We start from the raw sequence: 23,824 nt of genomic DNA, 5'->3' as shown, positions 1-23,824 counted from the left end.
AGACCCCATGAAAAAGCTCTTTATGCTGTGTTGCGCATCCTTGCTCGCAGCCTGCTCCAGCCAAACCTCATCCACCCAGGCCAGCCTGGACGGTGAAGTCTTCTACCTGCAGCGTATTGCCCTGCCGCCTGCCGCTACCTTGAGCGTGGAACTGCAGGATGTTTCGCTGATGGATGCCCCTGCCGTGACCCTGGCCCGCCAGGCCGGCCCGGTCAAAGGCAACGTACCGCTGCCATTCCACCTCACCTACGACCCGGCCCAGGTCAAACCCGGCCACCGCTATGCGGTAAGCGCGCGCATTGAGCTGGACGGCAAGCTGCTGTTCATCAACACCGAACACCACGGCGTCATGCTCGACGGCAGTGACCCGCAGCCCGTGCGGATCAAGGTCGATCCGGTCCGCTGATACCCGTATTCATCTGTTTACAAGGAAAGCTCCATGATCCGCACTTCCCTGCGCTTCACCACCCTGTGCGCCGGCCTGCTGCTGTCGGCCAGCGCCCTGGCCCTGTCGCTGGGCGACCTGACCCAGAAAGACGCCACCGGTGGCCTGAAAGATGCCCTGACCCAGGGCGCACAACTGGCCGTCAAGCAACTGAGCACCCCGGGCGGCTTCAGCAACAACCCGGATGTGCGCATCGAACTGCCTGGCAACCTGGGCAAGGCCGCCAAGGCGATGAAGATGTTCGGCAAAGGTGAACAGGTCGAAGCCCTGGAAACCGGCATGAACAAGGCCGCCGAGGCTGCCGTGCCGCAGGCCCAGGCGATTCTCGTGGATGCCGTGAAAAACATGAGCGTGACCGATGCCAAGGGTATTCTCAGCGGCGGTGACGACTCGGCCACCCAGTACCTGAACAAGAGCAGCCGCGAGCAGATCCGCGCCAAGTTCCTGCCGATCGTCAAGCAGGCTACCGACAAGGTTGGCCTGGCTCAGCAGTACAACAACTTTGCCGGGCAGGCCGTGGCGTTGGGTGTGGTCGATGCCAAGAGCGCCAGCATCGAGAGCTACGTGACAGAAAAGGCACTGGATGGCCTGTTCGAGATGATCGGCAAGCAGGAGCAGAGCATTCGCCAGAACCCGGCTGAAGCAGCTACCAGCCTGGCCAAGAAGGTCTTCGGCGCCCTCTGATTCCGGTTGTCGCAATTCCCTGTAGGAGCAGCCTTGTGCTGCGAAGAGGCCGGTACAGCAACATGAATTTTCATTTGCTGCCCCGGCCTCTTCGCAGCACAAGGCTGCTCCTACAGGGCGGTGAAAGCCGCTAGGCTTTCTTCACCCTGAACCACGCCGCATACAACGCCGGCAGGAACAGCAGGGTCAGCACCGTGGCCACGATCAACCCGCCCATGATCGCCACCGCCATCGGCCCGTAGAACACGCTACGCGACAACGGAATCATCGCCAGCACCGCCGCCAGCGCGGTCAGCACGATCGGACGGAAGCGCCGCACCGTGGCTTCGATGATCGCCTGCCAGCGCTGCATCCCCGCCGCAATGTCCTGCTCGATCTGGTCCACCAGGATCACCGAGTTGCGCATGATCATCCCTGCCAGGGCAATGGTGCCGAGCATGGCAACAAAGCCGAACGGCTGGCGGAACACCAGCAGGAACAGGGTTACGCCAATCAACCCCAGCGGCGCGGTGAGGAACACCATCACCGTACGCGAGAAGCTGCGCAACTGGATCATCAGCAAGCTCAGCACCACCACCACGAACAGCGGCATGCCGGCATTCACCGACTTCTGCCCGCGTTCGGAGTCCTCAACCGTACCGCCCACTTCCAGCAGGTAGCCATCCGGCAGTTTCGCGCGTATCTCCCGCAGGGTCGGCTCGATCTGTTTCACCAGCGTGGCCGGCTGCTCCTTGTCGTAGATATCGGCGCGCACGGTCACCGTCGGCAAGCGGTTGCGATGCCAGATAATACCTTCCTCGAAGCCATACTCCAGGGTCGCCACCTGCGACAGCGCCACACTCTGGCCGTTGTCGGTCGGCAGTGCCAGGCTACCGAGGTTACTCAGCTCGCTGCGTTCCTGCCGGGTGCCGCGCAGCAGGATCTCGATCAGTTCGTTGTCCTCGCGGTACTGGCTGACCGTGGTGCCGGTCAGCGAGCTTTGCAGGAACCTCGACAGGTGCGCGGTGCTCACGCCCAAGGCGCGGGCACGGTCCTGGTCGATCTCGAGGAACACCGCCTTGCTCGGCTCCTCCCAGTCCAGATGCACGTTCACCACATGCGGGTTCTGGCGCACCTTGTCGGCCACTTCGCGGGCCAGTGCACGGGCCTTCTCGATGTGCTCGCCAGTTACCCGGAACTGCACCGGGTAACCCACGGGTGGGCCGTTCTCCAGGCGGGTGACCCGCGCGCGCAGGTCGGGGAATTGCTGGTCCACGGTACTGATCAGCCAGCTTCGCAGGCGCTCGCGGTCTTCCATCGACTTGGCCAGTACCACAAACTGGGCGAAGCTGGCCGCCGGCAGTTGCTGGTCCAGCGGCAAGTAGAAACGCGGCGAACCGGTGCCCACATAGGCCACGTAGTTGTCGATGCCGTCCTGCTGCTTGAGCAGCGCCTCCAGTTGCTTGACCCGCTCGGCGGTGTTGGCCAGCGAGGCACCTTCGGCCAGTTTCAGGTCGACCATCAGCTCCGGTCGCCCGGAGGCCGGGAAGAACTGCTGGGGCACGAAACGGAACAGCAGGATACTGCCGACAAAGGCGGCAATGGTCAGCAGGATCACCGTCTTGCGCCGCCGCACGCACCACTCCACCACACGCCGCACACGCTGGTAAAACGGTGTGGCATAAGGGTCTGGCGCGTGGCTGTCCTTGCCATGGCGCGCGGCATGCAGCTTGGCCAGATCTGGCAGCAGGCGCTCGCCCAGGTAAGGCACGAATACCACGGCGGCCACCCAGGAGGTCAGCAAGGCGATGGTCACCACCTGGAAGATCGAACGGGTGTACTCGCCCGTACTGGAGGCTGCCGTGGCAATAGGCAGGAAGCCCGCCGCCGTGATCAGGGTGCCGGTGAGCATCGGGAAGGCGGTGCTGCTCCAGGCGTAACTGGCCGCCTTGAGGCGGTCATAGCCTTGCTCCATCTTGATCGCCATCATCTCCACGGCAATGATCGCATCATCCACCAACAAGCCCAGGGCCAGCACCAGCGCGCCAAGGGAGATCTTGTGCAGGCCGATGCCAAAGTAGTGCATGGCGGCGAAGGTCATGGCCAGTACCAGCGGGATGGCCAGCGCCACCACCAGCCCCGTGCGCAGGCCCAGGGAGAAGAAGCTCACCAGCAGCACGATGACCAGCGCCTCGACCAGCACCTGGACGAACTCGCCCACGCCAGCCTTGACCGCCGCTGGCTGGTCAGAGACCTTGCGCAGTTCCATGCCCGCCGGCAGGCTGCGTGCCAGGCGCTCGAACTCGCTTTCCAAGGCCTTGCCCAGCACCAGGATGTCGCCGCCGTCCTTCATCGACACCGCCAGGCCAATGGCATCCTCGCCCATGAAGCGCATGCGCGGTGCGGGCGGGTCGTTGAAGCCGCGATGCACCTCGGCCACATCGCCGATACGGAAGGTGCGGTCACCGACGCGAATGGGGAACTGGCGAATCTGCTCGACGCTGTCGAAGCGCCCGCTCACCCGCAACTGCAGGCGCTCGCTGGGCATTTCGAAGAAGCCGGCGGTGCTGACCGCATTCTGCTCCTGCAGGGCTTGCTGCACGGCCTCAAGCGGCACGCCGAGAGTGGCCAGCTTGAGGTTGGACAGCTCGATCCAGATTTTCTCGTCCTGCAGGCCGATCAGCTCGACCTTGCCCACGTCCTTGACCCGCTGCAGCTGGATCTGGATGCGGTCGGCATAGTCCTTGAGCACCGCGTAGTCGAAGCCCTCACCGGTCAGCGCATAGATATTGCCGAAGGTGGTGCCGAACTCGTCATTGAAGAACGGGCCCTGGATTTCCGGCGGCAAGGTATGGCGGATGTCGGCGACCTTCTTGCGGATCTGGTACCACAGCTCGGGGATGTCCTTGGAATGCAGCGAGTCGCGGGCCATGAAGGTGACCTGCGATTCGCCCGGTCGGGAGAACGAGACGATCCGCTCGTATTCGCCGGTTTCCATCAGCTTCTTCTCGATGCGCTCAGTAACCTGGCGCGACACTTCCTCGGCAGTGGCACCCGGCCACAGGGTACGGATGACCATGGCCTTGAAGGTGAATGGCGGGTCCTCGCTCTGGCCAAGCTTGGTGTAGGACATGGCGCCAATGGCCGCCAGCAGGATCATCAGGAACAGGACGATCTGGCGGTTGCGCAGCGCCCAGGCAGAAAGGTTGAAACCCATCGGGACTTACTCCTTGGCCGTCAGGTTCACTACGCGGTTGGTGCGGTCCACGGGGCGTACCTCCTGGCCCTCGCGCAGTACATGGCCGCCAGCGGCGACCACCCAGTCGCCCGGGGCAAGGCCTTCGAGCACCGGTACGCTGTCGGCGCCATAGGCCCCCAGACGTACCACAGCCCGCTCCAGGCGGCTGTCCTTGTTGACCCGCCAGACGTAGGCCTGGCCGTTTTCCGCAGTGACTGCCGACAGGGGCACCGCCAGCGGGATCAGCCCTTCATGGGCGATGAACACCCGGGCGCTCTGGCCCAGCTCCGCCGGCGCGGCGGCCGAGGTAAAGGCGATACGCGCAGCGAAGGTGCGCGAACGCGGATCGGCAGCCGGTGACAGCTCGCGGATGCGCCCCTGGAAGCGCTCTTGCGGGTGCGACCACAACTCCACGCTCACCGGCTGGCCCACGGCGAAGCGGGCGAACTGCTGCTCCGGCAAGCCGATGACCACTTCCCGCTCGCCATCGGCGGCCAGGGTGAACACGGTCTGCCCGGCTGCGACCACCTGGCCCACCTCGACCTGGCGCTTGGCGATCACCCCGGCCTGCGGTGCCCGCAGCACAGCGTATTCGGCCTGGTTGCCAGCCACGTCGAACTCGGCCTTGGCCTGTTTCAGCCGGGCCAGGCCGGCGCGGTAGAGGTTTTCGGCATTGTCGTACTGGGAATGGCTGACCATCTGCCGTTCCAGCAGCTTCTGGTAGCGATCGCGCTCGGCGCGCACCAGCGACAGGTTGGCCTCGGCGGCCGCCAGCTGGGCACGGTTGGCTTCCAGCTGCAGGCGCACGTCCTGCGGGTCCAGCTCGGCCAGCGGCTGGTCGGCCTTGACCCGCTGCCCTTCCTCGACCAGCCGCTTGCTGACCTTGCCGCCTATGCGGAAGGCCAGTTCCGGCTCGAAGCGCGCACGCACTTCGCCGGGGTAACTGTCGGCAGCGGCTTCAGCCGGCTGCGGCTGCACCACCAACGCCGGGCGCGGCACAGCAGGTGGGGCTGCTTCCTGGCCGCACGCCGCCAGGAACAGCACGGCAGCAGCGGACAGGGCGATGGACAAGGCATGGCGCAACATGATGAATCCTTTCGCAGAGGGCGCATTGAATATTTATACTGGTAAGTATATTAAATCAGGCAATCGGTGCCGGAAAGGGGGCCTGCCGGTTTTTGCAGGGTAGGGTTTGAGCCTTGCGGGTTCACCCGAATGGCGCCTGACCCGTTAAGATGGGCGATTCTTCAACCAGATGCAGAAAACAATGTCCAACGACGCACCCATCGGCCCGGGCCGGCCCAAGGACCTGGCCAAGCGCGAGGCGATTCTCGAAGCCGCCAAGGCACTGTTCCTCAGCCTTGGCTACGCCAACACCAGCATGGATGCGGTCGCTGCGGCGGCAGGTGTTTCAAAGCTCACCGTCTACAGCCACTTCACCGACAAGCAGACACTGTTCGGCTCAGCGGTCATGGCAACCTGCCAGATCCAGTTGCCCGACCTGCTTTTCGAGTACCCCGATGGGGTGCCAGTGGAAGAGGTGCTGCTGACTATTGCCCGTGGCTTCCAGGCGCTGATCAGCAGCGATGAAGCGGTCAAGCTCAGCCGCCTGATCATGGCCCAGGGCAGCCTCGACCCGAGTTTTGGCGAGTACTTCTACGAAGCCGGGCCCAAGCGGGTGCTGGCGGGGATGGAAGCATTGCTGCGCGGGGCGCATGAGCGCGGGCTGCTGCGCATCGACAACCCGCTGCGTGCGGCGGAACACTTCTTCTGCCTGGTCAAGGGCGCACCGGATTACCGGTTGCTACTGGGGTGCGCGGGGGCGCTGGAGAGGGATGAGGCCGAGGCGCATGTGCGCGAGGTGGTCGGGGTATTCATGCGGGCATTCCAGCCCTGATATCTGGATGCCTGTGCGGGCCTCTTCGCGGGTAAACCCGCTCCCACAGGGTCGATGTGATCTTGAAGTTTGTACAGCACCTGTGGGAGCGGGTTTACCCGCGAAGAGGCCCGCACAGGCATAGCCAAATCAGGCCTTCAGCGCCTTCTTCGGGTAAATGTCATACCGGCTCGACTTGCCCTCCAGGCTATGGCTCGGCTTCGGCCCGTCGATGATCGGGGCCTTGCGCGGCCGCTTCACCACCACTCGGTGGGTCGCCAGCGCCAGGGCAGCTTCGAGCAAGGCCGGGGCATCCAGGTCGTCGCCCACCAAAGGCCGGAACACACGCATTTCCTTCTTCACCAGCGCACTCTTGTCCCGATGCGGGAACATCGGATCGAGGTAGATCACCTGGGGTGCCTCGCCTTCCCAGGCTCGCATGCGCTCGATGGCGTTGCCGGTCAGCAGGCGCATGCGCCCCACGATCGGCCCCACCTCTTCATCCGCACGGGCCCGCGCCAGGCCATCCTCCAGCAGCGCGGCAATCAACGGCTGGCGCTCAATCAGGGTCATCTGGCAGCCCAGGCTGGCCAGTACGAACGCATCCTTGCCCAGCCCGGCAGTGGCATCCAGCACCTGCGGCCGTACACCTTGGGAAATACCCACGGCCTTGGCGATCATCTGCCCGTTGCCACCGCCAAACTGGCGCCGGTGCGCGGCCTGGCCTTCGACGAAGTCCACCCGCACCGGCCCCGGGGCCTGCGGGCCCAACTGCTGGATCTGCAAGCCATCGACGCCCACCTGCACGGCAAACCCGGCGGCATCGTCCCGCAGCGGCAGCTCAAGACGCTCGGCCCACGCAGCGGCTTGCGCCTCGAATTCAGCCGACAGCGCCTCGACCCGGATACCTGTGCCCTGCTCTTCCATCATTCACACCTAGAAATTGAACCCAGCCCTTAATGTATCGGCCACCTCGGCCGATACAGGCAATATCCCGCTATTCTGCCAGAGCACAACGCGCGCGACTGCCATGTCAGATACTCTTCCCATCGGCTTGACCTACCTGTCGCCTGTCGGCAACTACAGTCAGCACAACACCCAGGCACTCGGGGGCGTCAGCCACCTGTGGCAGGATTTCTTTGCCCGGGCCATGGCCGAGCAGCAGGAAGAGCCCGCAGACAGCGTCAGCCAGTCGTTCGTGCAGTATGACGAGGCCAGCGGCGAGCCGATCGGCGGCGCCCGCGCGCTGGCCCTGATCGACGCCCAGCGTGCCTGCCCGGTACACGACACCGAGGTGGCACCGCCAGAGCCACTGTTCCTGCCCAAGGCAGAACTCGAAGCCAACCTGCTGCCGCCCGCTCCCGAGCCGTTCAGCGCAGTCGAGCTGATCGAACAGCAGCGCCAGCTTGATATCAGCAACAGCTGGCTGCGCCCTGTGGTGATGAGCCAAGGTCACCCCATTGCCGAGCCCGGCCCCGGCCCTACCCCGCGCTCGCTGTTCCTGCCGATCGCCGAGTTCGAGACCAACCTGCTGGACCCGGCCCCCGAGCCGTTCGACGACGCCACCCTGGCCAAGCAGCAGAACGACCTGGAGTTCGACATCCACTGGGCCCGCCCGGTGGTGCTGAACAACGTGCGCGCCCACGCCTGAGGTCAGCGGCGGAACAGTTCGTTGAGCTGGGTGAACGGTAGTGCCTGTTCCCCGTAGCCGAACGTGCCCTCATCACGAATTTCCAGCGCGGCCCGGTGGAAGGCCCCCAACGCGGCACGGGCCAGCGATGAGCCGACGCTGATACGGCGTACGCCCAGGTCCTGCAACTGGTTGACGCTCAGTGGCACGCCCGCCATGCCCATCAGCACATTCACCGGCCGTGGCGCGACGGCCTGCACTACCGCGCGGATTTCCTCGACAGTACGCAGCCCGGGCGCGTAGAGCACGTCGGCACCGGCCTCGGCATAGGCCTGCAAACGCAGGATGGTGTCGTCCAGGTCCATGCGCCCGTGCAGCAGGTTTTCTGCCCGGGCGCACAGGGTGAACGGGAACGGCAGGCTGCGCGCCGCCTGCACGGCTGCGCGCACACGCTCTACTGCCAGCTCGAAGTCATGGATCGGTGCATCGCTGCGGCCACTGGCATCCTCGATAGAGCCACCCACCAAGCCGACTTCTGCTGCCCGCAGAATGGTCTGGGCGCAATCTTCGGGCTGCTCGCCAAAGCCGTTCTCCAGGTCAGCAGCCACCGGCAAGGGGGTGGCATCGACAATCTCACCGGCGTTGTCCAAGGTATCTTCCAGGGTCAAGGCCCCTTCGGCGTCCGGCCGCCCCAGGCTGAAAGCCAGGCCTGCGCTGGTAGTGGCCAGCGCCTCGAAGCCCAAGCTGGCCAGTAGCTTGGCCGAACCGGCATCCCATGGGTTGGGGATGACGAAGGCGCTGTCGCGCTCGTGCAGGGCCTTGAAGGCTTCCGCTCGCAGGGTTTGCACATCCATGGTTCAACCTCCGGCAGTCAGGGAATGGTCAGAGTAGCCCTAGTTGTTCGACCTCGGGGGTGCGCGGCAATTCCGGCAGCGCGGCAAGGCCCGGCAGGCGCTGCATCAGGCGTTGGTGAAAGTGCTGGGCCAGCGCCGCGGCCAGGCGGTTGTCCGAGGTGTGCAGGAATATGTAGGGGCGGCGGCCTTCCTCGATCCAGGTGGCAACCTTGTCTACCCAGGGGGTAAGGAAGGCCTCGTTGGCCTCCAGCTGCGGATGGCCGATGAAGCGCACCTGCGGCTGCTGGCTGAAGGCTGCCGGGCGTGGCGGTACCTTGGGCTTCTTCGCCTGCGCATGCAGCACGGCGGGGTCACGAGAGGTGCAGCTGAACAAGGCACGCGGGTCGAGGCAGATACGCTCCACACCGCGCTCATGCAGCAGGCGGTTGAGCAACCGCTCCTCTTCACCCTTGGCGAAGAAGGCCTGGTTGCGCACCTCCACAGCCACCGGCACCCCGATCTCGTCAAGGAAGTGGCAAAGCTCGCCCAGCCGTGCGGGGCCGAACTGGGCCGGCAACTGCAGCCAGTAGGGTGCTACACGCTGGCCCAGCGGGGCCATCAGGCGGGTGAAGTCAAAGGCCGGTTCGAGCTGATCGCGCAGGTCGCCTTCATGGCTGATGTCCCTGGGGAACTTGGCAGTGAAGCGGAAGTGCTCGGGCATGATCTGCGCCCAACGCGCAATGGTGCCGGGTGCGGGACGGGCGTAGAAGGTGGTATTGCCCTCGACGGCGTTGAATACCCGGCTGTAGTAGCCAAGCATCTCACTGCTGTTGGCGTCGGCGGGATACAGGTAGTCGCGCCAGGCGTTTTCGCTCCAGGACGGGCAACCGAGAAAATAAGGCAGTGGCGATGAACTCATCCACTAAATGTACAGGTCGAGCCCCATTACTTCCATGTCCCAGTCGGTAAAACCGGCGGTGCTCAGGTAGCTGGCCAATGCGGTAGCAGTGCGGCGGTCACGGGCGCGGGGGAAGATCATGTCCTGCTGGCGGGCTGGCAGGCCACCACTGCGACGGCGGGCGGTGGCTTCCTGAGGGGCAGCTTCGGCCTGCTCGATCACCTCGGCATCTTCGATGGCCTCCTCACGCACCGCCGCCTTGCGCGGCGAGCGCTTGATCGGGTAGGACTGCGGTGAGAAACCGTCGATACGCATGGCATGAGCACTCAGGATCGATGATGGCAATTTAGCAGCATCAGGGTTCCATCGCTAATGCTCGAGTGATAACTGGACCACAGATCACGCAAAAGGTTTTAGTGTCATCGGTGATAACCGACAAACAACACTCAGCGCTTCTTGGGTGTCGCTACATTATCGCGCAGGTAGACCGGTTGCGCCTGTTCGGCAACGATCGCCTCGCCACGTGCCCAGGCAAACCTGGCCAGGCTGAGGATGTCCAGGGCATTGGGCAAGGCGCTGGCATTGCTGGCCGCCACCTGCACCGCCAGGCGCTCGGCGTAGCCCCAACCGGTACCGGCACCGAACCATTCGCCAGCGCTGCCAGCCGGCAGTGCCACCTGCTCGGGTGGCAACACTGCTTCTTGGCCGAGCAGGCGCATTTCGCCTTCGCTGGCCTGGTAGCAGCCCCAATACACTTCATCCATGCGCGCATCAATGGCGGCCGCCACCTGCTGCACGCCGTGCTCGCGCAGCGCGCCCTGGGCCAGTGCGGCCAGGTTGGACACCGGCAACACCGGGCGCTCCAGGGCAAAAGCCAGGCCCTGGACCACACCAATGGCAATGCGCACGCCGGTGAACGCGCCCGGGCCACGACCAAAGGCGATGGCATCCAGCGCATTCAGCGCCACGCCGGAGTCGGCCAGCAACTGCTTGATCATCGGCAGCAGCTTCTGGGCATGCATGCGCGGGATCACCTCGTAATGGCTGGTTACCTTGCCGTCATGCAGCAGTGCGACGGAACAGGCTTCGGTAGCGGTATCCAGGGCCAGCAGGGTGGTCATCGAACGGGTATCCAGGTGCGAGTGAAAAAGAGCGGCAGTATAGAACAGCGGCGGCGTTGTGTCCCCAAGGGGCAGCTGTACGGCCATTAGGCGCTACATGCGAACTGGCGCGGTCTCTGTGGGAGCGGGCGTGCCCGCGAACACCGGCGCAGCCGGTGCCAGCCACCGCGTTGAATTCTTCCCGGGCACGCCCGCTGCCACAGAGGCCGCATCAGGGCCGCAATGCCGAGTCCCACAAACGACAACGGCCCGCAAGCGGGCCGTTGTCGAGGTGCGTCAGGCGCTGGATCAGCTCAGGGCTGCCAGGACCTTGGCGGTGATGGCTTCAACCGAACCGACGCCTTCGATGTGGCTGTACTTCGGCTTGCCGGCATTGGCGGCCGACAGCTTCTGGTAGAAGTCCACCAGCGGCTTGGTCTGGCTGTGGTAGACAGACAGGCGATGGCGAACGGTTTCTTCCTTGTCGTCATCGCGCTGGATCAGGTCTTCACCCGTCTCGTCGTCCTTGCCTTCCACTTTCGGTGGGTTGTACTGAATGTGGTAGGTACGGCCCGAGGCCAGGTGCACGCGGCGGCCAGCCATGCGGCCAACGATTTCCTCGTCGTCCACGGCAATTTCGACCACGGCGTCGATGTCGACACCGGCAGCGACCATGGCTTCGGCTTGCGGGATGGTGCGCGGGAAGCCGTCGAACAGGCAGCCCTTGGCGCAATCAGGCTGGGCGATGCGCTCCTTGACCAGGCTGATGATCAACTCGTCGGAGACCAGCTGGCCGGCATCCATGACTTTCTTCAGTTCCAGGCCCAGCGGGGTGCCGGCCTTGACGGCGGCACGCAGCATGTCACCGGTGGAAATCTGGGGGATACCGAACTTTTCGGTGATGAACTTTGCCTGAGTACCTTTACCGGCCCCGGGAGCTCCCAGCAAAATTACGCGCATCTTGTGCTCCTCAAATTTTTTTATGAAATTCAATGGATTCGGCGACCAGGGCCAAGTCCGGAAAATCGGGTATGACCACAAATCGGTCAGAAGGCTGCTCAAGATACACAGCGCCCGGCAGCCAGACAAGCGTCCCAAAGTTGCAGGAATGCGCCACCTACGGCTGGCCTGGCAGGCGGTTGCGCCCGGCGCAACCACCCTCTTCGTCCACTTGCACGCCCAGCACAGTACTTGCCCGGGGCACCCCGGGCCTACCCTCAGCCGGTGTTGCGCAGGCCGGCTGCAATACCCGCCACAGTGACTAGCAAGGCCTGCTCCAACGGGCTGTCCAGAGCGGCTTCGCGGCTGCGCGAGCGGGCCAGCAACTCGGCCTGCAGACGGTGCAATGGGTCCAGGTAGGTGTTGCGCAGGCTGATGAATTCCAGCGTCTCGGGGCTGTGCGCAAGTAGCACCGGCTGCCCGGTCAGGCCCAGTACCACCTGGCACGACTGCGACAATAGGTCGCGCAGGTACGCACCCAAAGGCAACAAGTGCGGTTGCACTAGACGTTCGTCGTAGGCCTCGGCGATCTGCGCATCGGCCTTGGCCAGCACCATCTCGAGCATGTCGATGCGGGTGCGGAAGAACGGCCATTGCTCGCGCATCTGCGCCAGCAGTTCACCCTGGCCACGGGCCAGGGCATTGCTCAATGCCGTTTCCCAGCCAAGCCAGGCCGGCAGCATCAGGCGGGTCTGGGTCCAGCCGAAGATCCACGGGATGGCCCGCAGGCTTTCGATGCCACCGGCGCGGCGCTTGGCCGGGCGGCTGCCCAGCGGCAGGCGCCCCAGTTCCTGCTCCGGGGTCGACTGGCGGAAGTACTCGACAAAATCGGGGTTCTCCCGCACCACACCGCGATAGGCCTTGACGCCATCGGCGGCCAGTTGGTCCATCAACTCGCGCCAGGCCGGCTGCGGTGGTGGCGGTGGCAACAAGGTGGCTTCGAGGACGGCAGCCAGGTACAGGTTGAGGTTCTGCTCGGCGATGCCCGGCAAGCCGAACTTGAAGCGGATCATTTCGCCCTGCTCGGTGGTACGGAAGCGCCCTGCCACCGAACCTGGTGGCTGCGACAGGATCGCGGCATGGGCCGGGCCTCCACCGCGGCCTACCGTGCCGCCACGGCCGTGGAACAGCAACAGCTCGACCTGGTGCTCGGCGCAGATGCGCACCAGGTTTTCCTGGGCCCGGTACTGCGCCCAGGCCGCTGCCGTGGTACCGGCATCCTTGGCCGAGTCGGAGTAGCCGATCATCACTTCCTGCGGGCCACGCAGGTTGGCGCGGTAGCCTGGTAGGCCGAGCAGGCGCTGCATCACCGGGCCGGCATTGTCGAGGTCGGCCAAGGTCTCGAATAGTGGCACCACGCGCATGGGCCGCGTCAGGCCAGCCTCCTTGAGCAGCAACTGCACCGCCAGCACATCCGAAGCAGCACCGGCCATGGAGATGACGTAAGAGCCCAGCGAGGCAGCCGGCGCGGCGGCAATTTCCCGGCAGGTGGCCAGCACCTCGGCGGTATCGGCCTGCGGCTTGAAGTGCGCGGGCAGCAGTGGCCGGCGGTTTTTCAGCTCGGCCTGGAGGAACTCGATGCGCTGCTCTTCATCCCAGTCGGCATAGCGCCCCAGGCCCAGGTAGTCGGTAATCTCGCTCAGCGCATCACGGTGGCGGGCGGCGTCCTGGCGCACGTCCAGGCGGCCCAGGAACAGGCCGAAGGTCACGGCGCGGCGCAGGCAGTCCAGCAACGGGCCTTCGGCGATCACACCCATGCCGCATGCGTGCAGGGACTGGTAGCACAGCTCCAGCGGCGCGATCAGGTCGCGGTTGTCCACCAGCACCTCGGCGCTGGCCGGCTGGTTGCTGGTCAACGCCGAATGCGCCCAGGCGCGCGTCGCCCGCAGGCGGTCGCGCAGTTGCTTGAGCACGGCGCGGTAGGGTTCGGCGCTGTCGCCGACACGCTCGCGCAGGGCGTCGTTGGCCTGCTGCATGGACAACTCGGAAGCCAGTGCATCGATGTCGCGCAGGAACAGGTCGGCGGCCATCCAGCGCGCCAGCAGCAGGACTTCGCGGGTGACCGCAGCGGTCACGTTGGGGTTGCCATCACGGTCACCGCCCATCCACGAGGCGAAGCGGATCGGCGCCGCTTCCAGCGGCAGGCGCAGGCCGGTAGCCTCCAGCAGGGCCTTGTCGACCTTGCGCAAGTGGCTGGGAATGGCATGCCACAGCGAATGCTCGATCACCGCGAAGCCCCACTTGGCTTCATCTACCGGCGTAGGCCGGGTGCGGCGGATTTCTTCGGTGTGCCAGGCCTCGGCGATCAGCCGGCGCAGGCGCTCGCGCACCTGCTGGCGTTCGGCCGGGGTCAGGTCGCGGTGGTCCTGGGCAGCCAGCTGGCCGGCGATGGCGTCGTACTTCTGGATCAGGGTACGGCGGGCCACCTCGGTGGGGTGCGCGGTGAGCACCAGCTGGATGTCGAGCTTGGCCAGCTGCCGGGCCAGGGCATCATTGCCGTGCCCGGCCTGCTTGAGGCGCGCCAGCAGTTCGGGCAACACCCGGGCCTCGAACGGCTCGGGCTGGTCGGCGTCGCGGCGACGGATCAACTGGTACTGCTCGGCCATGTTGGCCAGGTTGAGGAACTGGTTGAAGGCCCTGGCCACAGGTAGCAAGTCTTCCTCGGCCAGGTCCGCCAGGGTCGAGCTCAGTTGCTCGCCGGCGCCGCGACGGTCGGCCTTGGCACTGTGGCGGATGTCCTCGATCTTCTGCAGGAACGCTTCGCCGTGCTGCTGGCGAATGGTTTCGCCGAGCAACTCACCCAACACATGGACATCTTCACGCAAACGCACATCGATATCGGTCATTGGCCCTCTCTCCGGCGCGGCTCTGGCGCATTGCATCCCTTTAAGCCTTTACGCGATCCCCTGTGGGAGCGGGCTTGCCCGCGAAGAATCCAACGCGGTGTCTGGCACCGGCGTTGCCGGTGTTCGCGGGCACGCCCGCTCCCACAGAGGGTGCGGCATACCTGGCAAGAGTGCCCACAGCCGGGCGGCGATGGCAAGCCGTGATCGGCCAAAGCAAACTAAAGTGAAAGCACGAGACTCCCATGCAATGCAGCCTTTTCAGGCGTCAACAGAGGTCATCATGAAAATTCGTGAACTCGCCCGGCACTGGGAACAGAATGCCGCCGGTACCCTCAGCCCCACTGGCCATGTCCTGCACCTGGACCTGGAGTCAGAGGCGCGCCTGGCCGCGCTGATCGACATGTACCCCAAGCGCACCGCAGAAGAACTGCTCGGTGAACTGGTCGCAGCCGCTCTTGAGGAACTGGAAGCCAGCTTCCCCTATGTGCAGGGCCGCCAGGTCATCGCCACCGACGAAGAAGGCGACCCGCTGTACGAGGACATAGGCCCTACTCCGCGCTTTCTTTCACTGTCGCGCCAGCATCTGCACGCCCTGAGCAACCCCGCAGCCGACAGCGAGAAGTAACCCGCCGCCCCATTCTTCCGGGCCTAGTAGGGGCCCGGAATACCGCTATACACCGCAAAAGTTCCGGACGAATCACACTGACCGATTAGTCAGAAATAGTTGTCCGTTAAGGGTGATTTTTTCTGAACTATCCGGAAAAAGCCTCAGTCACAGCCAATAGCCATCACGCTAAAACCCTGCACACCTGCCGTTGTGCACCGTTGAGCTGAAGCGCGCGGACGTGTCAGGGAATGAGCGATGGACTGCTACGGACATCGTCGTCAACAGGAGTGATCCAATGGAACTGACTACCAAGAAAACCCGCACTTGCGAACCCTCATCCACTCATGTGCGCGGGTTCAAGCTGGCAGCGCTGGCCCTGGGCAGCAGCCTGGCCCTGGCCGGCTGTGCGGGCAACCCGCCCACCGAGCAATATGCCGTCACCCAGTCCGCCGTGAACTCCGCCGTCAGCGCTGGCGGCACCGAGTTCGCCGCCGTGGAAATGAAAGCGGCCCAGGACAAGTTCAAGCAGGCCGAGATCGCCATGCATGACAAGAAATACGACGACGCCAGGCGCCTGGCCGAACAGGCCGAATGGGACGCCCGCCTCGCCGAACGCAAGGCCCAGGCGGCCAAGGCCCAGAAGGCCGTGCTGGATGCCCGCGAGGGCGTTCAGGACGTACGTGAGGAAGGCCTGCGCAGCGCTCAATGAGCCCTGCCCTGCCAACCTCGGCCTTCGCAAACGATCAAAGGATGAACACTATGCGCAACTACGTCATGATTCCCGCCCTGCTGGCTCTGAGTATCGGCCTTGCCGCCTGCTCGCACGACCCAAACGCCAACCTCGAATCGGCCCGCACCAACTTCTCCTCGCTGCAGAGTGACCCGCAATCGAGCAAGGTTGCAGCGCTGGAGACCAAGGACGCACAGGACTGGCTGAACAAGGCCGACAAGGCCTACATGGACCGAGAAGACGAGAAGAAGGTCGACCAGTTGGCCTACCTGACCAACCAGCGTGTCGAAGTGGCCAAGCAGACTATCGCCCTGCGCACTGCCGAAGGTGAACTGAAGAACGCCTCGGCCCAGCGTGCCCAGGCCAAGCTGGACGCCCGCGACGCGCAGATCGCCAAGCTGCAGGACAGCCTCAATGCCAAACAGACCGACCGCGGCACGCTGGTCACCTTCGGCGACGTGCTGTTCGACTTCAACAAGGCCCAACTCAAGAGCAACGCCTACCCGAACATCACCAAGCTGGCGCAGTTCCTCCAGGAAAACCCGGAACGCAAGGTGATCGTCGAGGGGTACACCGACAGCGTCGGCTCGGCCAACTACAACCAAGGCCTGTCGGAGCGCCGCGCCAACAGCGTGCGCATGGCTCTGGTACGTGCCGGCGTCGACCCGGCGCGCATCGTCGCCCAAGGCTATGGCAAGGAGTACCCGGTAGCGGACAACTCGAGCAATTCGGGGCGGGCGCAGAACCGTCGGGTGGAGGTGACCATCTCCAACGACAACCAGCCGGTGGCGCCGCGCTCGGTGAGCCAGGTACAGCAGTGAGGCTGGCTAGCTGAACTGACAAGCCCCGCGATCGACGCGGGGCTTTCTTTTGCCTGTTCCGGCCCTTTCGCGGGCACGCCCGCTCCCACAGGTACGGCGCCGGTTTCGAGCTTTGCGCGATCCCTGTGGGAGCGGGCGTGCCCGCGAAGAGGCCAGTTCAGGCAGTAGAGACAATGGCTCACTGCACCTGCTGCGGCGTTTCCTCACCCATGCAGCGCACCGCGCGCTTGCGGTTGTCCACCAGCACGCCGGTCAGGCCTTTTTGCTGGGTGTCGAACAGCACCAGCACGCCATCGACACACTGGGCCACTTGGGGCGCCGGGTCCAGCGAGACCTTGTAGTCCTCGCCGGGGATGGTCTTGAGCATGGTGAAGTCCTGCAGCAACAGGGCATCCTCGGGCTTGGCGAAATGCAGGTAACCGTAGTACCACAAGGCCCCCACCGTCACGATGATGCTGCCGACACCGGTCAGGATCAGCGGGATGGCGTTGCGTTCTTCACTCATTGCTTGTTCTTCTCGTCAGGGTAATCGGGCACTTCGGCCAACCGCCGCAGGCCGTTGAAATGGCTGGGGTCATCGAGGAAACGCAGCATCACCTGGCGCCAGGTCGGGTCGGCGAAGGTCTGTACGTGGCCACCACGGGTCAGTTGCAGAACCCGCGGCGCTGGCGCGTGCTGGTACAGGCGGATGCCGTTGTCCATCGGCACCAGGGTGTCGTCGATGCTGTGGAAGAACAGCTTGGGCGGGCTGCTCAGCTGCTCGATCGAGCGGATCGCGCTGTCGCCGTCCGGCACCAGCCACGACAGCGGTACCTGCAGCGGCCAGGTCATCCACGAGGTACTGAGGGCAAAGCGCCCGACTGCACGGTAGCTGGCGGGCACACCGTCGAACACCAGGGCGCTGAAACGCTGGCGCTGCTCGGGGTGGGCCGCCAGGTAGTGAATGGCCATGGCGCCGCCCAGGCTCTGCCCCAGCAGCACCAGCGGCTTGCCCTTGACCTCGGGCGCCTGGTCCAGCCACGCCATCGCCGCGGCGATATCCTCGTACACCTCGGGCAGGCTCGGCTCGCCCTGGGACAGGCCATAGCCGCGGTAATCGATCATCAGCACCTGGTAGCCCTGTTCCGGCAGCCAGTAGCTGCCGCCCAGGTGCCCAGGCAGATTGCCGCCATTGCCGTGCAGGTGCAGCACCGTGCCCTTGACCTCGACCCCGGCCTTGGCAGGCAACCACCAGCCATGCAGGCGGATGCCATCAGCCGTGGTCAGGGTGACATCGCGGTACTCGAGCCTGGCCCGCTCGGGCGTGAACGGCTGGCCACGCTCGGGGTAGAACAGCAGGCTGCTGCAACCGCCCAGGCCCAGCAGGATCAAGCCTAGGGTCAGCAGGCGGCAGCACTCAGAGAATGTTCGCGTAGTCGGCTTCAATGCGGTCCAGGCTCAGATGGTTGAGGAAGTTGGAGAAGCACATCCAGGCCGACAGCGCGTTGAGGTCGCGGAACTGCTCGGGCAGGTACTTGGGCGGCTCGACCAGACCTTCCTCTACCAGCTGACGCAGGGTGCGCATGTCTTCCAGAGTGGTCTTGCCACAGAACAGCAACGGGATCTGTTCGAGCTTGCCCTTCTTCACGGCCAACTGAATGTAGTTGTAAACCATGATGAAGCCTTTGAGGTAGGACAAGTCCTTGGTAAATGGCAGGCCATTGGGCACCGACCCACGGAACACCCGGCTGGCGTTGCTGTAGCTCTGCGCCATCTCGAAGCCCTGCTCGCGGAAGAAGTTGTAGATCTGCATGAAATCGGCACCCTCCTCGACCATGTGGATGGCGCGGGTGCGGTTGGTGAGCTTGCGCAGGCGGCTGGGGTATGAGGCAAAGGCGATCACCTCCATGAGGATGGCCAGGCCCTCCTGGGTCACCGTCGACGAGGGCGGGCCCTTGGCCAGGAAGGTACAGATCGGCTGGTTCAGGCCGTTGAGCGTGGTGCCGACATGCACCAGCCCTTCATGCACCTCCAGGGCGCGCACGTCACGGGCGTTGAACATGGCGTCGGCACGCACCTTGATGTAGTCGGCCCCGGCCGCGGCATCGGCGACGATGCCGTCGGACTCGAACACACGGATGGTCTCCTCGGCCTCGCCGAACACCTTGTTCAGCCGGTGCTGGAGGATTTCCACGGCCTCCTTGGCGGTGAGGTTCTTCGGTTCGTCCTTGAGGTCGCCACGGCCATCGATGTTGTTCAGGTAGTCCGACAGCATCAGGCCGAGGTCGGCCAAGGTCGGGTCACCGGCGTGGAAGGCATCCGAGGCAGCGCCGTACAGCTCCTGGGAAATCAGGCCGAAATCCTCGGTGCCGCGCGCTTCGAGCATGCGCACCACCATGCGGTATTCGCGGCACATGCGCTTCATGATCTGCCCGACCGGGTTGAACTGCCCGAGCTGGCGAATGATGTCCCGCTCGATGCCCTGGAACTCGGCCTTGACCGCACTGGAATCGAACGCCAGCGGGCGCGACTGGTAGTAGGCACGGTCGACGGCCGGCGGCTCCTTGCCCTTGGCCTTGAGGAAGCCCTGGCGGATGTTGTCGTCCCACTTCACCGCGTCCAGCACCCGGATCGGGGTCTGGGCCGCGACGATGCGGTCGGACAGGGCACGGATGGTTTGCTGGTATTCGTCCACCGGGGGACTCCTTATTGGAACAAAGTGCCAAGCCTTGCATTGCCTGAACCGCCCTCTTCGCGGCTAAAGCCGCTCCTACAGGTACTGCAATCCCTGTGGGAGCGGCTTCAGCCGCGAAGAAGCCAGCGCGGTCATTTGCCGGAACGCTGGAACCGCGCCACTTCAACGAACAGGTCGGAGTTGGCCGGGTCGTCCAGGTAAGCCAGCACCCGCGCCGACGGGCTGTCGATCAGCACGCCGTCGCCGTTGTCTTCAGGCACCTCGGTGCTGCGCCCGGTCAGCTCCTTCTTGTCCACCGCCTGCTGCACCTGCTCGACATCCAGGTTGTAGACCACCAGTTCCTTGCCATCGACGATATCGAAACCGCCGATCAGGAAGTTGCCACCCAGGCGCTTGGGCACGCCGGCCGACAGGTACCAGCGGTTGCCGTGGCGCGACACGGTGAACACGTATTCCTCAGGGGCCTTGCCCTTGGCCGTGGCCACCGCCTTGTAGGCATCGGCGCCACTACGGCTGATCACCAGCTTCAGCGGCTCGCCCCAGGCGTCCTTGCTGCTCCACTTGCCGAGCAAGGCCTTGGGCGCCGCCTGGTTGCTCGGCAAGGGCTCGTGGAAGGTCACCAGACAGCCGCCCAGCAGCAGGAATGACAGAGTCAACAACACCACACGCCAGGCTTTCATCAGGTTCTCCTTGAAAAGTCGGTCTCGGCTCAGGCCGATGCCAGCACCAGCTGCAGGTATCGGCTAAGCATAGCGAGCATCTGCCCATCGGCTTGCGCGTTCGCATCCTTGAGCAGGCCCTGATATTCCATCTGCTCGATAATCGCCGTCAACATTTGGGCGTCCTGTTCCGGTTGCCGCGAGCCCACCACCTGCAGCAATTGCCGGGTGCCATGCAGCAGGATCTGCTCATGGGCGCACACCAGTTCGGCCAGGCGCGGGCACAGCAGCGCCTCCTGGCGGAAGGCCTGCTCGGCCATCAGGAAGTCACGGCGGGTCAGCAGTTGCCGCTGTACGTAGTCGGCAGTCATGCGCGCTACCTCGTCAGCCAGGCGTGCCCGCGCCTGCGGGCTGCCGTCGCCCTGGGCCAGCAACTGACGCAACACCACCTCGGTATTGGCCCACAACTTGGCCATGTAGGCGGCGCTGCGCTCGACATACTGAGCGAAGGTATCGGTGAGCAGGTCCTCGATGTCCTTGAAGTAGTAGGTGGTGGCCGACAGTGGCACACCGGCCTCGGCGGCGACGGCGCGATGGCGTACGCCGCGTACACCGTCGCGCACGACAATGCGCATGGCGGCGTCGAGGATCAGCTGGCGACGCTGTTCGCTGCCCTGGCGGGCAGTCTTGCGGCCTTGGTATTGCACGCTTTCGGCGACGGCGGTGGCGATGCCGGCGGCGCCCTGGTGAGGCATTGCGGGTGTCACGGAGGGTACCTCATGGACAGTGTTTCGTCAGTGCCGGCCTCTTCGCGGGCACGCCCGCTCCCACAGGGCCCCCACCACATTCAGGACCTGTGCAGGCCTATGGTGGCTGGCAAAACAGCTCCCGAGGGAAAACACACCTGTCAGGACCTGTGGAGTCCCTGTGGGAGCGGGCGTGCCCGCGAAGAGGCCGGTACTGACAACATAGAGCTTCAGGCAAGAAAAAGCCGCCTCGAAAGGCGGCTCGTTCAATTCACTCAGGCCTGCGGACGCATGTGCGGGAACAGGATCACGTCGCGGATCGACGGCGAGTTGGTCAGCAGCATCACCAGGCGGTCGATGCCGATGCCTTCACCTGCAGTCGGCGGCATGCCGTATTCCAGGGCGCGAACGAAGTCGGCGTCGTAGTGCATGGCTTCGTCGTCACCGGCATCCTTCTCGGCCACCTGGGCCAGGAAGCGCTCGGCCTGGTCTTCGGCATCGTTGAGCTCGGAGTAGGCGTTGGCAATCTCGCGGCCACCGATGAACAGCTCGAAACGGTCGGTAACAGCCGGGTTGTCGTCATTGCGACGGGCCAGCGGCGACACTTCGAACGGGTACTCGGTGATGAAGTGCGGCTGCTCCAGCTTGTGCTCGACCAGCTCTTCGAAAATCATCACCTGCAGCTTGCCCAGGCCTTCGTGGCCCAGCACCTTGGCGCCGGCCTTTTTGGCGATGTCGCGGGCGCGGTCGACGTCCTGCAGGTCGGCAGCGGTCAGCTCCGGGTTGTACTTGAGGATCGAGTCGAATACCGACAGGCGGGCGAACGGCTCACCGAAGTGGAATACCTTGTCGCCGTACGGCACGTCGGTAGTGCCCAGTACCAGTTGCGCCAGCTCGCGGAACAGTTCCTCGGTGAGGTCCATGTTGTCGCGGTAGTCGGCGTAGGCCTGGTAGAACTCGAGCATGGTGAATTCAGGGTTGTGACGAGTCGAAACGCCTTCGTTACGGAAGTTGCGGTTGATCTCGAACACCTTCTCGAAGCCACCCACCACCAGGCGCTTGAGGTACAGCTCCGGCGCAATACGCAGGAACATGGCCATGTCCAGGGCGTTGTGGTGGGTTTCGAACGGCTTGGCCGCGGCACCGCCCGGGATGGTCTGCAGCATCGGCGTCTCGACTTCGAGGAAGTCGCGCTCGATGAGGAACTTGCGGATATGCGAGATCACCTGCGAACGCACACGGAAGGTGTGGCGGGTTTCCTCATTGACCATCAGGTCGACGTAACGCTGGCGGTAGCGCTGCTCGGTGTCAGTCAGGCCGTGGTGCTTGTCGGGCAGCGGGCGCAGCGACTTGGTCAGCAGGCGCACGTTGGTCATTTCGACGTACAGGTCGCCCTTGCCGGAACGGGCCAGGGTGCCTTCGGCGCTGATGATGTCGCCCAGGTCCCAGGTCTTGACCGCGGCCAGGGTTTCTTCCGACAAGGTCTTGCGGTTGACGTAGACCTGAATGCGGCCGGTCATGTCCTGAATGACCATGAACGAGCCACGGTTGAGCATGATGCGACCGGCAACCTTGACCGGAATCGCTGCAGCTTCCAGTTCTTCCTTGGTCTTGTCCGCGTACTGTTTCTGCAGGTCGTTGCAGTAGCTGTCGCGACGGAAGTCATTGGGGAAGGCATTGCCCTTGGCGCGCTCGGCGGCAAGCTTTTCCTTGCGCAGGGCGATCAGGGCGTTTTCTTCCTGTTGCAGGTCTTGCACTTCGGTCTTGAGGTCGCTCATTTCGTCATTCTTTCCATCAGGTGTTCGGTGCCCCTTTCGGGCAGGGCACGCGATACCGGCCACAGGCCAGGTACCGCGGCGGTTGTGTGCGGTTTACAGCCCCTGTTTGAGGCTCGCTTCCAGGTACTGGTCGAGGTCACCGTCCAGGACTTTCTGGCAGTCGCTGCGCTCGACACCGGTACGCAGGTCCTTGATACGCGAGTCATCCAGCACGTAGGAACGGATCTGGTGGCCCCAGCCGATGTCCGACTTGCTGTCTTCCAGCGCCTGCGAGGCGGCGTTGCGCTTCTGCATTTCCAGCTCGTACAACTTGGCCCGCAGCATTTTCATGGCGGTGTCCTTGTTGGCGTGCTGGGAGCGTTCGTTCTGGCAGGCCACCACGGTGTTGGTCGGCACGTGGGTGATACGCACCGCCGAGTCGGTGGTGTTCACGTGCTGACCACCGGCACCGGAGGAACGGTAGGTGTCGATACGCAGGTCGGCCGGGTTGATCTCGATCTCGACCTTGTCGTCGATCTCGGGCGATACGAACACCGCGGAGAACGAGGTGTGGCGACGGGCACCGGAGTCGAACGGGCTCTTGCGCACCAGGCGGTGCACGCCGATCTCGGTGCGCAGCCAGCCGAAGGCGTACTCGCCCTTGATATGCACGGTGGCGCCCTTGATACCGGCGACTTCACCTTCGGAAAGCTCGATGATGGTAGCGTCGAAACCACGCTTGTCGGCCCAGCGCAGGTACATGCGCAGCAGGATGTTGGCCCAGTCCTGCGCCTCGGTACCACCGGAGCCGGCCTGGATGTCCAGGTAGGCGTTGTTCATGTCCATCTCGCCGCTGAACATGCGACGGAACTCAAGCAGGGCCAGGGACTCTTCCAGGGCTTGCAGCTCGGTCTCGACGTCGCTTACGGCGCCTTCATCCTCTTCCTCGACGGCCATGTCGAGCAGGTCCTTGCAGTCGGACAGGCCGTTGGACAGTTTGTCCAGGGTCTCGACGACCTGCGCCAGCATGGCACGCTCGCGGCCCAGGGCCTGGGCGTACTCGGGCTTGTTCCAGACGTTGGGGTCTTCCAGCTCGCGGTTGACTTCGATCAGGCGGTCATGCTTGTGATCGTAGTCAAAGATACCCCCGAATGGACTGGGAACGCTCGGTAAGGTCCTTGATGGTGTTCAGGATCGGTTGGATTTCCATGGGCTGGCTACTCGCACGAATTCGGTGAAAAGCCTGCGAGTATAACCGAGTCCGCCGCAGGGCGGCAGACCCGCCGGGCGCCCGAATGGCCG

General features: G+C 64.3%; 23 protein-coding genes. 7 read left to right on the top strand and 16 right to left on the bottom strand.

Annotated elements, in window-relative coordinates; all coding sequences use genetic code 11:
• Positions 1-7 precede the first annotated feature (7 nt).
• Positions 8-406: a YbaY family lipoprotein gene (locus tag A4C63_RS03330; protein WP_063911495.1), complete on the top strand. Its 399-nt coding sequence runs from the start codon at positions 8-10 to the stop codon at positions 404-406.
• 33 nt (positions 407-439) lie between these two features.
• Positions 440-1,129 (top strand): DUF4197 domain-containing protein, encoded by a 690-nt coding sequence (locus A4C63_RS03325; protein ID WP_063911494.1) that lies wholly within the window; start codon positions 440-442, stop codon positions 1,127-1,129.
• A 130-nt stretch (positions 1,130-1,259) separates the two neighbouring features.
• Here A4C63_RS03325 and A4C63_RS03320 read toward each other — a convergent pair whose 3' ends face one another.
• Positions 1,260-4,325 carry an efflux RND transporter permease subunit gene (locus A4C63_RS03320; RefSeq protein WP_063911493.1) on the bottom strand — a complete coding sequence of 1,022 codons (3,066 nt, stop codon included), beginning with the start codon at positions 4,323-4,325 and terminating at the stop codon, positions 1,260-1,262.
• Between the two features lie 6 nt (positions 4,326-4,331).
• A complete protein-coding gene (locus A4C63_RS03315) occupies positions 4,332-5,432 on the bottom strand; it encodes an efflux RND transporter periplasmic adaptor subunit (protein ID WP_063911492.1) in 1,101 nt (366 codons plus the stop codon).
• A gap of 169 nt (positions 5,433-5,601) precedes the next feature.
• Here A4C63_RS03315 and A4C63_RS03310 point away from each other — a divergent pair, with 169 nt between their 5' ends.
• The gene (locus A4C63_RS03310) at positions 5,602-6,243 is read left to right on the top strand and encodes a TetR/AcrR family transcriptional regulator (RefSeq protein ID WP_063911491.1); all 642 of its coding nucleotides are present in this window, start codon (positions 5,602-5,604) and stop codon (positions 6,241-6,243) included.
• 129 nt (positions 6,244-6,372) lie between these two features.
• On the opposite strand, the gene A4C63_RS03305 is transcribed toward A4C63_RS03310, so the two are convergent.
• Positions 6,373-7,149: a class I SAM-dependent methyltransferase gene (locus A4C63_RS03305; protein ID WP_063911490.1), complete on the bottom strand. Its 777-nt coding sequence runs from the start codon at positions 7,147-7,149 to the stop codon at positions 6,373-6,375.
• Positions 7,150-7,252: 103 nt separating this feature from the next.
• On the opposite strand from A4C63_RS03305, the gene A4C63_RS03300 reads away from it, so the two are divergent.
• The gene (locus A4C63_RS03300; protein ID WP_063911489.1) at positions 7,253-7,873 is read left to right on the top strand and encodes a hypothetical protein; all 621 of its coding nucleotides are present in this window, start codon (positions 7,253-7,255) and stop codon (positions 7,871-7,873) included.
• 2 nt (positions 7,874-7,875) lie between these two features.
• On the opposite strand, the gene A4C63_RS03295 is transcribed toward A4C63_RS03300, so the two are convergent.
• The 6 genes from A4C63_RS03295 to ppc all read right to left on the bottom strand — a co-directional run bounded on the left by A4C63_RS03295 (position 7,876) and on the right by ppc (position 14,528).
• Positions 7,876-8,706 (bottom strand): oxaloacetate decarboxylase, encoded by an 831-nt coding sequence (locus tag A4C63_RS03295; RefSeq protein WP_063911488.1) that lies wholly within the window; start codon positions 8,704-8,706, stop codon positions 7,876-7,878.
• A gap of 28 nt (positions 8,707-8,734) precedes the next feature.
• Positions 8,735-9,604 carry a DUF72 domain-containing protein gene (locus A4C63_RS03290; RefSeq protein WP_063911487.1) on the bottom strand — a complete coding sequence of 290 codons (870 nt, stop codon included), beginning with the start codon at positions 9,602-9,604 and terminating at the stop codon, positions 8,735-8,737.
• Between the two features lie 3 nt (positions 9,605-9,607).
• Positions 9,608-9,898 carry a hypothetical protein gene (locus tag A4C63_RS03285; RefSeq protein WP_063911486.1) on the bottom strand — a complete coding sequence of 97 codons (291 nt, stop codon included), beginning with the start codon at positions 9,896-9,898 and terminating at the stop codon, positions 9,608-9,610.
• Between the two features lie 131 nt (positions 9,899-10,029).
• A complete protein-coding gene (tsaB, locus tag A4C63_RS03280) occupies positions 10,030-10,704 on the bottom strand; it encodes a tRNA (adenosine(37)-N6)-threonylcarbamoyltransferase complex dimerization subunit type 1 TsaB (protein WP_063911485.1) in 675 nt (224 codons plus the stop codon).
• A 288-nt stretch (positions 10,705-10,992) separates the two neighbouring features.
• A complete protein-coding gene (adk, locus tag A4C63_RS03275) occupies positions 10,993-11,643 on the bottom strand; it encodes an adenylate kinase (protein ID WP_003259830.1) in 651 nt (216 codons plus the stop codon).
• Positions 11,644-11,900: 257 nt separating this feature from the next.
• A complete protein-coding gene (gene ppc / locus A4C63_RS03270) occupies positions 11,901-14,528 on the bottom strand; it encodes a phosphoenolpyruvate carboxylase (protein WP_063911484.1) in 2,628 nt (875 codons plus the stop codon).
• Between the two features lie 280 nt (positions 14,529-14,808).
• On the opposite strand from ppc, the gene A4C63_RS03265 reads away from it, so the two are divergent.
• The 3 genes from A4C63_RS03265 (at position 14,809) to A4C63_RS03255 (ending at position 16,686) form a co-directional block, all read left to right on the top strand.
• Complete coding sequence (locus A4C63_RS03265) at positions 14,809-15,153, top strand: hypothetical protein (RefSeq protein WP_063911483.1); 345 nt, start codon at positions 14,809-14,811, stop codon at positions 15,151-15,153.
• Between the two features lie 277 nt (positions 15,154-15,430).
• Positions 15,431-15,844 (top strand): DUF4398 domain-containing protein, encoded by a 414-nt coding sequence (locus tag A4C63_RS03260; protein WP_063911482.1) that lies wholly within the window; start codon positions 15,431-15,433, stop codon positions 15,842-15,844.
• A 50-nt stretch (positions 15,845-15,894) separates the two neighbouring features.
• Positions 15,895-16,686: an OmpA family protein gene (locus A4C63_RS03255; protein ID WP_063911481.1), complete on the top strand. Its 792-nt coding sequence runs from the start codon at positions 15,895-15,897 to the stop codon at positions 16,684-16,686.
• 178 nt (positions 16,687-16,864) lie between these two features.
• On the opposite strand, the gene A4C63_RS03250 is transcribed toward A4C63_RS03255, so the two are convergent.
• From A4C63_RS03250 to prfB, 7 genes are all read right to left on the bottom strand, one after another.
• A complete protein-coding gene (locus A4C63_RS03250) occupies positions 16,865-17,191 on the bottom strand; it encodes a hypothetical protein (protein ID WP_003252219.1) in 327 nt (108 codons plus the stop codon).
• Positions 17,188-18,111, bottom strand: a complete 924-nt coding sequence (locus tag A4C63_RS03245) for an alpha/beta hydrolase (RefSeq protein ID WP_063911480.1) — start codon at positions 18,109-18,111, stop codon at positions 17,188-17,190. The genes A4C63_RS03250 and A4C63_RS03245 overlap by 4 nt, the downstream gene beginning before the upstream one ends.
• A complete protein-coding gene (locus A4C63_RS03240) occupies positions 18,083-19,360 on the bottom strand; it encodes a flavohemoglobin expression-modulating QEGLA motif protein (RefSeq protein ID WP_025337939.1) in 1,278 nt (425 codons plus the stop codon). Before A4C63_RS03240 ends, A4C63_RS03245 begins: the two co-directional genes overlap by 29 nt.
• A 131-nt stretch (positions 19,361-19,491) precedes the next feature.
• Entirely contained in the window at positions 19,492-20,040 is a 549-nt protein-coding gene (locus A4C63_RS03235; RefSeq protein WP_063911479.1) for a hypothetical protein, read from the bottom strand.
• 29 nt (positions 20,041-20,069) lie between these two features.
• On the bottom strand, positions 20,070-20,774 hold the full coding sequence (locus A4C63_RS03230; protein ID WP_063911478.1) for a TetR/AcrR family transcriptional regulator: 705 nt from the start codon (positions 20,772-20,774) through the stop codon (positions 20,070-20,072).
• Between the two features lie 266 nt (positions 20,775-21,040).
• A complete protein-coding gene (gene lysS / locus A4C63_RS03225; protein WP_063911477.1) occupies positions 21,041-22,543 on the bottom strand; it encodes a lysine--tRNA ligase in 1,503 nt (500 codons plus the stop codon).
• A gap of 93 nt (positions 22,544-22,636) precedes the next feature.
• Positions 22,637-23,732, bottom strand: a protein-coding gene (gene prfB / locus A4C63_RS26215; RefSeq protein WP_096009945.1) for a peptide chain release factor 2 whose coding sequence is annotated in 2 segments (ribosomal slippage) — positions 22,637-23,659 and positions 23,661-23,732 — 1,095 coding nt in all. Because the reading frame shifts where the segments join, the coding sequence is not laid out codon by codon here.
• Positions 23,733-23,824: the final 92 nt, after the last annotated feature.

The organism is Pseudomonas sp. p21 (assembly GCF_001642705.1).
Lineage (GTDB): Bacteria > Pseudomonadota > Gammaproteobacteria > Pseudomonadales > Pseudomonadaceae > Aquipseudomonas.
Note: the sequence above shows the minus strand (reverse complement) of the source record. Positions and strands in the feature narration are given on the sequence as shown.